Raw genomic sequence first — 13,104 nt, forward strand, 5'->3', positions numbered from 1 at the left:
CCCCGATCCCGCTCCCGGGCCCTGCTCCGCCCGCTCGGCGCGCTTGTCGGCCACCACCGTCAGCTCGCCCAGAACGTCCGGCAGAGGTTCGACCAGCACCGGCAGCAGCACCCGTCCGTCCCGCGCCGCCCAGTCGATGTCGAACCAGTCTGCGTACCGCGAGCCGGGGCCGTCCCGCAGCACCTCCCACAGCGGCCCGTTGAGGTGCTCGGGCGCCGGCACCGCCATGTGGTTCGGCACCACGTCCAGCACCAGGCCCATGCCGTGCGCCCGGGCCCGCGCGGACAGTTCCCGCAGCCCCTGCTCGCCGCCCAGCTCCGCGCGCACCCGCGCGTGGTCCACCACGTCGTACCCGTGCGTCGAGCCGGGCACCGCCTCCAGGACCGGCGACAGGTGCAGATGGGTGACACCGAGCGCGGCCAGGTACGGGACCCAGGCCGCCGCGTCGGCGAAGGTGAAGCGCGGTTGCAGCTGTATCCGGTAGGTCGAGGCGGGCACCGCGGACGGAGCCGGGGAAGCGGTCATGAGGTCTTCTCTACCCCGGATCGGCCGAACAGGCGCGTCGGGCCGGCCGGAACCGGCCCCTGCCGCCCGACGCGGCCTCGCACGGCCGCCCGCCGTCACCCGGCTGCCCGCCCCAAGTCACCCGAACGGGCCAGTGCGGGTCAGTCCGCCGGCCGCTGGAGCACCACGATGCTGCGGTCGGCCAGCAGCAGGGAGTCCCCGCCCCTGACCTTCTCGCCGCCGCCGGGCGGCACCCCGTCCGGCCGCTCGGTGTCGATCACGAGCCGCCACTCCTTGCCGTGGTTGACCGGCAGCACGAACTCCAGGGCGCGCGGCGCCGCGTTGAACAGCAGCAGGAACGAGTCGTCGGTGACCGGCTCCCCGCGCGGGCCAGGCTCGGAGATCGCGTTGCCGTTCAGGAACACCACCAGCGACCTGGCGTGCGCGGCCTGCCAGTTCCGCTGCGTCATCTCCCGCCCGTCGGGGGTGAACCAGGCGATGTCCGACAGTTCGTCGTGGGTGCCCTGCACCGGGCGGCCGTGGAAGAAGCGGCGGCGCCGGAAGACCGCGTGGTCGCGGCGCAGCCACACCATCGTCTTCACGAACTCGTGGAGTTTCAGGGCCTCGTCGTCGGCCTCGCTGCTGCCGGGCTTGCCGGGCCAGCCGAGCCACGCCAGTTCGTTGTCCTGGCAGTAGACGTTGTTGTTGCCGCGCTGGGAGCGGCCGAACTCGTCGCCGTGGCTGAGCATCGGCACGCCCTGGGAGAGCATCAGCGTGGCCACGAAGTTCCGCATCTGGCGCAGCCGCAGCGCCTGCACCGCCCGGTCCTCGGTCGGCCCCTCGGTGCCGCAGTTCCACGACCGGTTGAAGCTTTCGCCGTCCCGGTTGCCCTCGCCGTTGGCGTCGTTGCGCTTGTCGTTGTACGACACCAGGTCGCGCAGCGTGAAGCCGTCATGGCAGGTGACGAAGTTGATCGAGGCGAGCGGGCGGCGGCCGTCGTCCTGGTAGAGGTCGGAGGAACCGGTCAGCCGCGAGCCGAACTCCGCCAGGGTGGCGCTCTCGCCGCGCCACAGGTCGCGCACCGTGTCGCGGAACTTGCCGTTCCACTCCGTCCACAGCGGCGGGAAGTTGCCGACCTGGTAGCCGCCCTCGCCGACGTCCCACGGCTCGGCGATCAGCTTCACCTGGGAGACCACCGGGTCCTGCTGCACCAGGTCGAAGAAGGACGACAGCCGGTCCACCTCATGGAACTGCCGGGCCAGCGTGGCCGCCAGGTCGAACCGGAACCCGTCGACGTGCATCTCGGTCACCCAGTAGCGCAGGCTGTCCATGATGAGTTGGAGCACGTGCGGGCTGCGCATCAGCAGGCTGTTGCCGGTGCCGGTGGTGTCCGTGTAGGAGCGCTTGTCGCCGCCGAGCCGGTAGTACGACGCGTTGTCCAGGCCGCGCAGCGACAGCGTGGGGCCCAGGTGGTTGCCTTCGGCGGTGTGGTTGTAGACCACGTCGAGGATCACCTCGATGCCCGCCCGGTGCAGCGCGCGCACCGCCGTCTTGAACTCCAGCACCTGCTGGCCGCGGTCGCCCAGCGAGGAGTAGCCGTTGTGCGGGGCGAAGAACCCGATGGTGTTGTAGCCCCAGTAGTTGGCCAGCCCGGCGTCGGCCAGCCGGTGGTCCTGGATGAACTGGTGCACCGGCATCAGTTCCAGGGTGGTGACACCGAGTTCGACGAGATGGCTGATCACCGACGGGTGCGCCAGCGCCGCGTAGCTGCCGCGGATGTCCTCGGGCAGCCCCGGGTGGGTCATCGTCAGGCCCTTGACGTGTGCCTCGTAGATGACCGTCTTGTGGTAGCCGATGCGCGGCGGCCGGTCCTCGGCCCAGTCGAAGTACGGATTGACCACCACCGACGACATCGTGTGCGGGGCGGAGTCCAGGTCGTTGCGGGAGTCGGGCTGCCCGAACCGGTAGCCGTAGACCGCCTCGTCCCAGTCGATGTCGCCGCTCACCGCCTTGGCGTACGGGTCCAGCAGCAGCTTCGCGGAGTTGCAGCGGTGGCCGCGCGCCGGGTCGTAGGGCCCGTGCACCCGGAAGCCGTACCGCTGGCCGGGCATCACCCCGGGCAGGTAGGCGTGCCGGACGAAGGCGTCCGCCTCGCGCAGTTCCACCGCCGTCTCGGAGCCGTCGTCCTGCAGGAGACACAGCTCGATCCGCGTCGCCACCTCGGAGAAGACGGCGAAGTTGGTGCCCGCGCCGTCGAAGGTGGCACCGAGCGGGTACGACTGACCCGGCCAGACTTGCATGTGAGGACTCTTCCGCTCCGGGGACCGGCCGCGCGGCGGGTGACCGCATGCCCGGCAGTGACGTTGCGACAGCATCCTCCCACCCCGCTCCTTCCCGAGGGTGACACTGTGGCAACAGCCTGCGACGGAACGGCTGATGGGGTTGTCTGCTAGTAGTCAAGTAGGGTCGTTCCGGCTGCGACACCCCCCGCACCGCAGTACCCTTCCTTGATCGTGGACGGGGGTGGGAGGCGGTGAGGTGGTGACGTCCGGAGGTCTGATGCTCCCGGGTGGCGGTGAGCAGGGTGACCGGCACGTCACGGGGGATGCCCCGGACGACGGGGTGCCCACGCTGCCAGGCGTGGTCTCCGTCGCCGCGCCGATGGAGATCGGAGCGGAACTGGACTGGGACGCCGACGCGTGGGCCGAGGTGCGCACCCGCGCCCGCCGGGCCGGCCGGGCCTACGTCTGGCTCAACCTGGTCGAGCAGCGGCTGCGGGCGGTGGTCAACGCGGTGCTGCGGCCGATCTACGAGCCGGTGCACGGCGAGGAGTGGGTGGTCGCCGCGGCCGGACCGGCCGGCCACGAATGGGTGCAGCGCGCCGTCGCGGTCCGCGAGGTCAGCCGCCGCAAGGGCTTCCTGCTCGACCCCGCCGACGACAACGTCCTCAGCTTCCTGACCCTGCCCCAGCTCCGCGAGCTGGTGGTGCAGCACTGGCCGTGCTTCGAGCCGTACTTCGACGACCGGCGCGAGCTCGAACTCGCCCTGGACGAGCTGGAAGTGGCCCGGCACGTGGTCTCCCGCAACCGGGCGCTGTCGCGCACCGTGCTGGACCAGGTCGAGCGGGCCTCCGCGCGGCTGCTGGAACTGCTGGGCTCGGGACCGTCGCGTTCGGCCAAGCAACGGCTGCCGGTGGACGCGGTGGAGGAACTGGTCGCCGACCGCTACTCCGACGTGGTCGGCGTCTACCCCGACCGGGTACGGCTACAGCGCCAACTGCCGGTCGAGGATCTCTTCGCCGGGGCCAGGCGGCTGGACGCGGTCGGCATCGGCCTGAACCTGCTGGTGCAGAACTACTCCGGGCGGCGGCTGGTCCGGCTCGCGGAGTCCGGCTGCCGGGTGCGGCTGCTCTTCCTCAACCCGGCCAGCAGCGCGGTGCGCCGCCGCGAGCGCGAACTCGGCCTCGGGCGCGGCGAGCTGAGCCGGGCGGTGGAGATGAACATCCTGCACATGCGGCGGGTCCGCGCCCGGGTGCGCGACGAGGGCGCCTTCGAGATCCAGGTGTTCGACGAGACGCCGCGCTTCACCGCGTACCTGGTGGACGGGGACAGCACCGACGGCCTCGCGGTGGTGCAGACCTATCTGCGGCGGGCCCGCGGTATGGAGGTGCCGGTGATGGTGCTGCGCGGCGGCACCCGGCGGGTGGTCAACGATGACAAACCGGCCGAGGGCGGCCTGTTCGACGTCTACCGCGAGGAGTTCGAGGGCATCTGGACCGACTCCCGGCCGGTGTCCTGACCCGTTTCCGGAGATCCGAACGACAGGCCCTACCACGCCGGGGGCGCCGGAACGGCCCCGCCCGCCGCCGGGAATGTCAGTGGGTCAGGCGATGATGGCAGGGCACACGGGGGAGAACGGCTGGAAGGACACGCCATGGCATGGCACGAGGATCTGCTGGTCGGTTTCGACCTGGAGACCACGGGGACCGATCCGCGGCAGGCCCGCATCGTGACCGCGGCGGTCACCGAGGTCAAGGCGGGGGAGCCGGTGCGGCACCGCGGTTGGCTCGCCGATCCGGGCGTGCCGATCCCGGCGGAGACCACCGCCATACACGGTGTCAGCACGGAGCGGGCGACCGCGCACGGCCGGCCCGCACCCGAGGTCGTCGCCGAGGTCGCGGACGCGCTGCGCGGCTACTGGGCGGCCCGGGTGCCCGTCGTCGTCTACAACGCGCCCTTCGATCTCACCCTTCTGGACGAGGAGTTGGCGCGGTACGCACTGCCGGGGATCGCCTCCGGCGGTGGGACGGCGGGGCCGGTGATCGACCCGCTCGTCATCGACCGCGCGCTCGACCGCTACCGGCGGGGCAAGCGCACCCTTGAGGCCGCCTGCGCGGTGTACGGCGTCGTGCTCGACAGCGCCCACGAGGCGGGCGCCGACGCCCTCGCCGCCGTCCGCGTGGCCCGCGCGCTGGCCCTGCGGTTCCCCGAGGCGGGCGAGGCCGATCTGTGGGACCTCCAGGAGAGTCAGCGGGTCTGGTACGCCGCCTGGGCCGAGGACTTCCAAGGGTGGCTACGGCGCAAGGGGGACGCTGCCGCTGTGGTGGACCCGACCTGGCCGCTGCGTCAGGCGCACGCCGTCCACGGCTGACGGCTCCGCCGCAGGCGTTCGGGGTTCGGGGTGCCCCTTGCGGTTCGGGTGCCGGGTGCCGCCCCGTGGATGGCTTGTCGCGCAGTTCCGCGCCCAGAGCTTCGCTTGGGAGGTGCCCCCAGCGCCCCTGTTTGTTGCCCTCTTCCGCGCAGCTCAGTCACGCCTGTGGCGTGGGAACCGTCATCCGACGATGGCGAGTAAGCACACCAGGGGCGCGGGGAACTGCGCGACCAGCCACAACGCACCGTCAGTCCGCGATGGACCGGAAGGGGCTGCCCGGACCCGGGACCGTCAGAACGAATACCACCGTACGGACGGGTCCTCGGCTCGGAGCGAAGCGACCCTGCGGCGGAACTCGGTGCGGGCCGCGGGGTTCGCCGGGGCGTGCTGGGCGACCCAGGCGCACCCTGCCGTCTCCCGGGCGCCGCGCAGCGCCTCGTAGCCGTCCCACGTGGTGACGTCCCAGCCGTAGGCCGCGGTGAAGGCGTCGTAGTCCGCGGCGGGCACCCCGTAGCGGTCGCGGCTGAGCGCCTGGACCACCAGGTCGTGCTCGCGCAGGTCGGAGGAGAAGGTCTCCAGGTCGACCAGGACCGGACCGTCCGGCCCGATATGGACATTGCGGGGGAGGGCGTCGCCGTGGATCGGGCCGCGCGGCAGGCGCGGCACGAGGTCGGCCGCGGCCAGCGCGAAACCGTTCCTGCGGCGGCGCAGATAGGCCGCGTCGGCCGGGTCGACCGCGTCGCCGGCCGCCCGCAGCCACCGCTCCACCCCGGCCAGCAGATCGCGCGGCGGCAGCCCGAAGTCCGGTTCCGGCAGGGCGTGTACGAGCCGCAGCAGCGGCGCCACGTCGGCGGTCGCGGCGGGCCGCAGGGAGTCCGGCAGCCGCTGCCAGTACGTGATCGGGTGCCCCTCCACCAGCCGCACCTCGGACTCGGCGGAGCGCACCGCGGGCACGTCGTGCTTGGCGAGCCAATCCGCGGTACGCACCTCGCGCTTGGCCCGGTCCAGCAGATCGGCGCCACGCCCCACCTTGATCACCAGCCGCCCGGCGGCGAAGACCGCGTTCTCCCCGAAGGAGAGCAGATCGGCCTCCCAGTGCCCGGCGGCATCCAGCACCGCCCGCGCCCGGTCCTGCGTGAACACCGCGTCCGCCATGCCCAGCCTTTCGCTTCTCTGCTCTGCGGCCCACCCGCACCGCCCGACCGCATATGCCGGAGGTATCGGCAATGCCGTGGGGCAACGGCAAGTCTCGCACTCGAACCTGCTGAATTCGCTTCGGATTTCCGGGAAGTCCGTCGAAACCTGTCGCGAATACGTACCCGTCGTGCCGATGAGTTACGACCCCGGCACTGGTCGTATCACGTGAAGACCTGTTCGGGTGGCCGAAACGGGACAGGAAGCCGGGATACGGGACGTGAGTTGGAGGAGGAAGCGATGGCGGCGGTGCCGGTGGACGTGGGTGGCCTCGCCGCCGACCGGGGCACGCTGGCCGCGCTGGCCCATGTCGCGCTGGCCGCGCACCGGGCCGGTCACCGGGTGCGGCTGTGCGGCGCCTCGGTCCCGCTACGTGCCCTGCTCGAACTCGCCGGGCTCGCCGGGCAGTTCGAGTGGGAGCCCGAAGAGCGGGAAGAGCCGCTCGGTGTCGAGGAACGAGTTGAGCCCGGTGACGTGCCCGTCTGAGACGTCGAGCACCTGGAGCGCCCACGCGCGGTGGCCGCGCCCGGACGGGTCGCGGCGGTACTGGCCGAAACCGGGCGAGCCGTTCGCAGCGATCGGCAGCAGCCGGGAGCCCTCGCATGCGCGGCCGGCGCCCGCGAGCCATGCGCGTATCTCCTTGGCGCCGCGCAGCCACATCGGGAACGGCGGCATGGTCATGGTGGCGTCCTCGTGCAGCAGGCTGGTGAGGGCGTCGAGGTCATACCGCTCGAAGGCGTCGACATAGCGGTCCAGCAGGGCCTGCCGCTCCTTGTCCATGGCGGCGGTCGTCGTGACGCTCACGCCGCCCTGGGCGCCGCCGGACGGGTCCTGCCCTGCCCGGTGGGCATCGGAGACCCCGGCGTCCGCCAGGGTGGCACGGGCGCGCTGCAGGGCGCTGTTCACCGACGCGACGGTGGTGCCGAGGAGTTCGGCGGTCTCGCTCGCCTTCCAGGCCAGCACTTCCCGCAGGATCAGCACGGCCCGCTGTCGGGGCGGCAGGTGCTGGAGGGCGGCCACGAAGGCCAGCCGGATGCTCTCGCGGGAGACCACCACGTCGGCCGGGTCGCCCGACGACGGAAGCGCCCGCACGTCCGGCACCGGCTCCACCCAGTCCGACTCCGGGGTGCGGTCGGGCAGCGCCGCGTCGGCCCGCGAGGCCGGGGACAGGTCCATCGGCCGGGCCCGGCGGTTGCCCGCCTTCAGGCTGTCCAGGCAGACGTTCGTCGCGATGCGGTACAGCCACGAGCGCAGGCTCGCGCGGCCCTCGAAGCCGCCGGCGCCCCGCCAGGCCCGCACCATGGTCTCCTGCACCGCGTCCTCGGCCTCGAAGGCGGAGCCGAGCATGCGATAGCAGTACCCGGTCAGCTCGGCCCGGTGCGCCTCGAGGCGCTCCTCGATCCCACCGCCGGACCGGGTCGGCCCGGCCGCCGCGGTCCTGCTCCCGCTCTGCCGTACGCTCATGGGCCCACCGTACCCGCGGGCACCGACAGTGCCCCCGAGCCGGCACGGCGCGGGGGCACTGCGGTCGATCGGTACCGGTCAGACGCGGTCCAGGACCGGCTGGGGCGGTTGGCTCCCGGTGACCGGCGGCAGCGGCAGCACCGACTCGTCGTGGGTCAGGTCGGGCATCCGCCGCATCCACCGCGGCAGGTACCAGTTCCGCTCGCCGAGCAGCGTCATCACCGCCGGCAGCAGCACCCCGCGGATCACGGTGGCGTCGATCAGCACCGCGCAGGCCAGGCCGACACCCATCTGCTTCATGCTCTGCATCGACAGCGTCCCGAAGATCGCGAAGACCGCGACCATGATGACGGCGGCGCTGGTGACCACACCCGCGGTGGTGGTGATGCCGTGCTCGATCGCGCCCTTGGTGGTCAGGCCGCGCATCCGTGCCTCGCGGATCCGGGACACCACGAACACGTGGTAGTCCATGCTCAGCCCGAAGAGGATCACGAAGAGGAACAGCGGCAGCCAGGCCACCACGGCGCCGGTGCTGTGCGCGCCGACCAGCGAGGCGCCCACGCCGTGCTGGAAGACCAGGCTCAGCACCCCGTAGGCCGCGCCCACCGACAGCAGGTTCAGCACGATCGAGGTCAGCGCGATGGTCAGCGACCGGAAGGACAGCAGCATCAGCAGGAAGGCGAAGACGATCACGAACGCGAACACCGGCGGCACGCTGCTGGTGATCTTGTGGGTGAAGTCCATCGACGAGGCGGTGTCGCCGGTGATCGGGGCCTGCACTCCGTCGAGCTTTCCGAGCGTGTCGGGCCGGACGTGGTCGCGCAGCAGCCGTACGTCGGCTTCGGCCTTGGACCGGTCGCTGCCGCCGGCGAGCGGCACGTCGATCTCCGCGATGTTCTGCGGGCCGTGCACGGTGACGGTGACCGGGCCGGTGCTGGCGCCCGAACTGACCGCCTCGGCGCGGAAGTCGGCGATCGCCTTCTTGACCTGCGGCGAGTTGATCGCGCCGGCCTTGACCACCACGTGCGCCGGGTCGGGGCCGCCGGGGAAGGCGGTGTTGATGTGCTCGTAGGTCTTGATGATCGGCAGGCTGTCGCCCAACTCCTGTGACGTGGACAGGTTCGCGGTGTGCATCGAGAACGCCGGGATCGCGAGGGCCACCAGGGCGCCGCCGGCGATCAGGGTCGAGGTCTTCGGGTTGCGCAGCACCGGCCGCAGCACGGTCCGCCAGAACCGGCTGCCGTTGTTCGCCGCCGGGGTGTGACCCTGGCCGCGGCCACGGGACTTGCGCCCGACGAACGGGATCCGGCCCTTCTCGACCTTCCCGCCCAGCAGCGACAGCAGCGCGGGCAGCACCGTCACCGAGCCGAACATCGCGATCGCCACCACGATCATCGTGGCCATGCCCATCGCCTTGAAGTCGCCGATGCCGGTGAACAGCATCCCGGCCATCGCCACGATCACGGTGAACCCGGAGATCAGGATGGCCCGGCCCGAGGTGGCCGCGGCGATCCGCAGCGCGGTCTCGCCGTCGTGGCCCGCGGCCCGCTCCTCGCGCTCCCGGCGCAGGTAGAACAGGCAGTAGTCGACGCCGACCGCCAGGCCCACCAGCAGCATCACCGAGTTCGCGGTGTCGCTCATCGGGATGGCGTGGCTGACCAGCGCGACCACCCCGCCCGCGGCGAGGAACGCGGTCATCGCCAGCGCGACCGGCAGCAGTGCGGCGACCAGCGCGCCGAACGCGATCAGCAGGATGGCCAGCGCGACCGGCACCGCCGAGTACTCCGCGGTCTTGAAGTCGCTGCCGAAGGCGTTGCTGACCGCGTGGTTGCCGCTGGCGTCGCCGAACTCCTCGATCCGCAGGTCCTGGTGGGCGCTCTGCGTCTTGGCGACCGCGTCGAGCACCGGCTGCACATGGTCGGGGGCGTCGTCGGCGGACCCGCGCATGTCGAACCGCACCAGTGCCGAGCGGTGGTCCTTGGAGATGGCCTGGGTGTCGTACGGCGAGGTGATCGCCGTCGCGAGGCCGGTGGAGCGCACTGCGCTCATCACGTCGTCGACCGCGCCGCGGACCGCGGGGTCGGTGACGGTGCCGTGCGTGGTCTGCACGAGCACCATCTCGGACGCCTTGTCCTTCAACCCGGCGTCGTCGGTGATGGTCGCCGCCTGGTTGACCTCGCCGGGCATCGACCGGTTCTCGTCTACGTCGGAGCGGCCGACGGACTGGCCGATCACCATGACCGCGATGACGAAGAGCAGCCAGCCGCCGACTGCCGCCCAGCGGTGCCGGGCGCTCCAGCTGCCCATGGCCGCCGCGATGCCCATTCTGCTGCCGTGTGCGCGAGCGCGACTCACGGAGTCCCCCTTGAAGGATCGTCGTGGGTGGCGGCCTTTGACCTGCCGCTCTTTCCACCCATGACGCTATGAGCTCAAAGGGCGCCGACCCATCCGGCCAACAGGTGACTTGAGGTGAGGCGTTCTCCCTCTCAAGGGTGGGGAAAGCCCCACCCGGACCGGAGGGGTAAGCCCTGACCATCCTGGTGGCTGCCCCTTACACACAAGGGCCGCCGGGCAGGCCCGCGCAGGTCGGCGCGGCCTGGTGAGGGATCAGGTGAGGGATCAGGTGAGGGCGAGCCGGCCGAAGGGGAGCGGGGTCGCGCCCCCCGGACGCACCTCGTCGTACCGGCGCAGCAGCAACTCGGCCACCTCGGGCGCCGCGCCGAGGACGTCGGCGAGCACGTCCGCGCCCGCCTCCCGCGCGCCCTGGGCGATCCGGTCCGGCAGGAACCCGGGCGCGAGCACATACGGTGCCACCGCGATCCTGCGCACGCCCTCCGCGCGCAGCGCGCGCACCGCGTCCTGGGTGCGGGGCAGGGAAGCGGAGGCGAACGCGGGCCGCACGGCGCACCAACCGGTACGCCGCCACTCCCGCGCGATTGCTGCGATCACCGCGCTCGCCTCCGGGTCGGTGGAGCCGGCCGACGCCAGGACGACGCCGGTCCCGGCCCGGTCGCGACGCCGCACCCCGGCCGCCCGCAGCCGCCGCTCCAGGGCGGCGGTCAGCAGCGGCGAGGGGCCGAGTACGGCCGCCGTGCGCAGCCGCAGGCCGGGCAGCGCCGCCGCCGACTCGGCCAGCACCGCCGGGATGTCGGTCTTGGCGTGGAACGCCCGGGTCAGCAGCAGCGGCAGCGCCACCGCGTCGCGGACGCCGTCGGCCGCCAGCCGCCGTACGGCGTCCGGCACCGACGGCGCCTCGAAGTCGAGGAACGCGGTGTCCACCCGCAGCCACGGCCGGGCCGCCGCCACCCGCGCGGTCAGCGCCCGTACGGTCGCGGAGTGCCGCGGGTCGCGCGAGCCGTGCGCGATCACCAGCAGTGCGGGCGCGTTTGTAGCGGTCGGGCGCACGGCTACTGGGTCCTCGCGGTCAGGCCGCGGCTGCGCAGGACCCAGCGCTCCAGCGGGCTGAAGACGATCAGGTCGATCGCTATGCCCACCACGAGGATCAGCAGGATGCCGAGGAACACGCCGGCCATGTCGGACGCCTCGCGCATGTTCTCCAGGTAGCGGCCCAGGCCCACGCCCAGGTCCGGCGAGGAGGCGATCAGCTCGGCGGCCATCAGGGAGCGCCAGGAGAACGCCCAGCCCTGCTTCAGCCCGGACACGTAGCCCGGCAAGGACGCGGGCAGCAGGATGAACCAGGCGCCGCGCAGCCCGGTCGCGCCGATGGTGCGGCCCGCCCGCAGGTACAGCGGCGGGACCTGGTCGATGCCGGCCACCAGGCCGTTGGCGATCGACGGGACCGCGCCGAGCAGGATCACCGCGTACATCGCCGAGTCGCTCAGGCCCAGCCAGATCACCGCGGCCGGCACCCACGCCACCGACGGCAGCGACTGGAGCCCGGACAGGATCGGCCCGATCGCGGCCCGTACGAAGGGCACCCGGGCGACCAGCAGGCCCAGCGGGGTGCCGATCACCAGCGCGGCGAGGAAGCCGAGCAGGCCGCGCTCCACGCTGGTCCAGATGATCGAGAACAGGTCGCCGGCGTTCCACCGGTCCGCCAGTTCCTGCCACACCGCGTGCGGGCCGGGCAGCTTCGTCGGGTCGGCGACCTTGCCCCACACGCACAGCTGCCACACCACCAGCACCAGTACGACCGCGCTGAGCGGCGGCAGCACCTTCTTCAGCAGCACCTGCCCGACCGGGGTACGGCCGATGGTGACGGTCTCCAGCGCGTCCAGGCCCGCTTCCAGGCCGGACAGGTCCCGGGCCGACCGCTCGGCGCGCGCCTCGTCGTCCGCCCGCTCGTACCGGTCGTGCCGGTCGTTCCTGTGGGCCCCGTTGGCCTTCTTGCTCCCGTCGAGCGGCTCGGTGTCCTTCGCTCCGGTGTCAGTGCTGGCCATGGCGGCGGATCTCCCCCCGGAGTTCTTCGGTGATCTCGATGGACAGGTCGGCCACGGCGGCGTCCTCGATACGGCGAGGCTGCGGGATGTCGATGGCCCACTCCCGGTTGATCCGGCCGGGCCGGGAGGACAGCAGCACGACCCGCTGGGCGAGCCGGACCGCCTCGCGCACGTTGTGCGTCACGAACAGCACCGACAGGTCGGTCTCGGACCAGATCCGGGTCAGTTCGTCGTGCAGCACGTCCCGGGTGATCGCGTCGAGCGCCGCGAACGGCTCGTCCATCAGCAGCAGTTGGCTGTCCTGGGCGAGCGCGCGGGCCAGCGCCACCCGCTGCCGCATGCCGCCGGACAGCTCGTGCACCCGCTTGCCGTACGCGCCGCCGAGCCGGACCAGCGACAGCAGCCGCTCGGCCTCGGTCCTGCGGTCCTCGCGCGGCACCCCGCGCAGCCGCAGGGCCAGTTCGACGTTCTTGCCCGCGGTCAGCCACGGGAACAGCGCGTGCTCCTGGAACATCAGCGCGGGCCGCCCGCCCGGCGCGTCGATCGTGCCGGCCGAGGGCTTGTCCAACCCGGCCACCAGGTTCAGCAGGGTGGACTTGCCGCACCCCGAGGCACCCAGGAGGCAGACGAACTGGCCTGGCGCCACGTCGAGCGTGATGTCGTCCAGCACGAGTTGCCGGGCGCCGGGCCTGCCGAACGCCTTCGAAACATGGTCGATGCGCGCGGCGTACCCGACGGGTCCCGCCGACGGTACCGCGGGGCCGGTGAGGGTGTCGGCCATGGTGGGTCACCTCCTGGGGTGCTCGGTGTCGTAAGGGATACGGTCGGCTGCTGTGGTGTAGCCGTGCTGTGGTGTCGCTCGCAGAGGGGCCGCGGTGGTGCTGTGCCGGGG

General features: G+C 72.3%; 10 protein-coding genes. 2 read left to right on the forward strand and 8 right to left on the reverse strand.

Translation table 11 applies throughout. From position 1 onward, the window contains the following. Together AC13HU_RS17715 and glgX are read right to left on the reverse strand one after the other, a co-directional pair. Nucleotides 1-525, reverse strand: a 525-nt coding sequence (locus tag AC13HU_RS17715; protein WP_483042849.1) for an alpha-amylase family glycosyl hydrolase, incomplete at its 3' end; no start/stop codon positions are given. A 140-nt stretch (nt 526-665) separates the two neighbouring features. Continuing rightward, on the reverse strand, nt 666-2,804 hold the full coding sequence (glgX, locus tag AC13HU_RS17720; RefSeq protein WP_483042850.1) for a glycogen debranching protein GlgX: 2,139 nt from the start codon (nt 2,802-2,804) through the stop codon (nt 666-668). 241 nt (nt 2,805-3,045) lie between these two features. Here glgX and AC13HU_RS17725 point away from each other — a divergent pair, with 241 nt between their 5' ends. Together AC13HU_RS17725 and AC13HU_RS17730 are read left to right on the forward strand one after the other, a co-directional pair. Continuing rightward, complete coding sequence (locus AC13HU_RS17725) at nt 3,046-4,302, forward strand: SAV2148 family HEPN domain-containing protein (protein WP_483042857.1); 1,257 nt, start codon at nt 3,046-3,048, stop codon at nt 4,300-4,302. Nucleotides 4,303-4,437: 135 nt separating this feature from the next. After that, nucleotides 4,438-5,154, forward strand: a complete 717-nt coding sequence (locus AC13HU_RS17730; protein ID WP_483042851.1) for an exonuclease domain-containing protein — start codon at nt 4,438-4,440, stop codon at nt 5,152-5,154. Between the two features lie 291 nt (nt 5,155-5,445). Here the strand turns inward: AC13HU_RS17730 and AC13HU_RS17735 are convergent, their stop codons facing one another. The 6 genes from AC13HU_RS17735 to AC13HU_RS17760 form a co-directional block, all read right to left on the reverse strand. Further along, nucleotides 5,446-6,309 (reverse strand): aminoglycoside phosphotransferase family protein, encoded by an 864-nt coding sequence (locus AC13HU_RS17735; RefSeq protein ID WP_483042852.1) that lies wholly within the window; start codon nt 6,307-6,309, stop codon nt 5,446-5,448. 408 nt (nt 6,310-6,717) lie between these two features. Continuing rightward, nucleotides 6,718-7,812, reverse strand: coding sequence for a sigma-70 family RNA polymerase sigma factor (locus AC13HU_RS17740; RefSeq protein ID WP_483042853.1), 1,095 nt, complete (start codon nt 7,810-7,812; stop codon nt 6,718-6,720). 78 nt (nt 7,813-7,890) lie between these two features. Further along, a complete protein-coding gene (locus AC13HU_RS17745; RefSeq protein WP_483042858.1) occupies nt 7,891-10,137 on the reverse strand; it encodes an MMPL family transporter in 2,247 nt (748 codons plus the stop codon). Between the two features lie 294 nt (nt 10,138-10,431). Then, nucleotides 10,432-11,217: a sirohydrochlorin chelatase gene (locus AC13HU_RS17750; protein ID WP_483042854.1), complete on the reverse strand. Its 786-nt coding sequence runs from the start codon at nt 11,215-11,217 to the stop codon at nt 10,432-10,434. Nucleotides 11,218-11,219: 2 nt separating this feature from the next. Continuing rightward, the gene (locus AC13HU_RS17755) at nt 11,220-12,212 is read right to left on the reverse strand and encodes an ABC transporter permease (protein WP_483042855.1); all 993 of its coding nucleotides are present in this window, start codon (nt 12,210-12,212) and stop codon (nt 11,220-11,222) included. Next, nucleotides 12,199-12,993 carry an ABC transporter ATP-binding protein gene (locus AC13HU_RS17760; protein WP_483042856.1) on the reverse strand — a complete coding sequence of 265 codons (795 nt, stop codon included), beginning with the start codon at nt 12,991-12,993 and terminating at the stop codon, nt 12,199-12,201. The genes AC13HU_RS17755 and AC13HU_RS17760 overlap by 14 nt, the downstream gene beginning before the upstream one ends. Nucleotides 12,994-13,104: the final 111 nt, after the last annotated feature.

This window comes from Streptomyces sp. NH27, from assembly GCF_056859195.1.

Bases quoted from the DNA above. Each gene is read 5' to 3' on its own strand.
- glgX (WP_483042850.1), bottom strand. From the start codon at position 2,804: ATGCAAGTCTGGCCGGGTCAGTCGTACCCGCTCGGTGCCACCTTCGAC.
- AC13HU_RS17730 (WP_483042851.1), top strand. From the start codon at position 4,438: ATGGCATGGCACGAGGATCTGCTGGTCGGTTTCGACCTGGAGACCACG.
- AC13HU_RS17735 (WP_483042852.1), bottom strand. From the start codon at position 6,309: ATGGCGGACGCGGTGTTCACGCAGGACCGGGCGCGGGCGGTGCTGGAT.
- AC13HU_RS17740 (WP_483042853.1), bottom strand. From the start codon at position 7,812: ATGAGCGTACGGCAGAGCGGGAGCAGGACCGCGGCGGCCGGGCCGACC.
- AC13HU_RS17745 (WP_483042858.1), bottom strand. From the start codon at position 10,137: ATGGGCATCGCGGCGGCCATGGGCAGCTGGAGCGCCCGGCACCGCTGG.
- AC13HU_RS17755 (WP_483042855.1), bottom strand. From the start codon at position 12,212: ATGGCCAGCACTGACACCGGAGCGAAGGACACCGAGCCGCTCGACGGG.
- AC13HU_RS17760 (WP_483042856.1), bottom strand. From the start codon at position 12,993: ATGGCCGACACCCTCACCGGCCCCGCGGTACCGTCGGCGGGACCCGTC.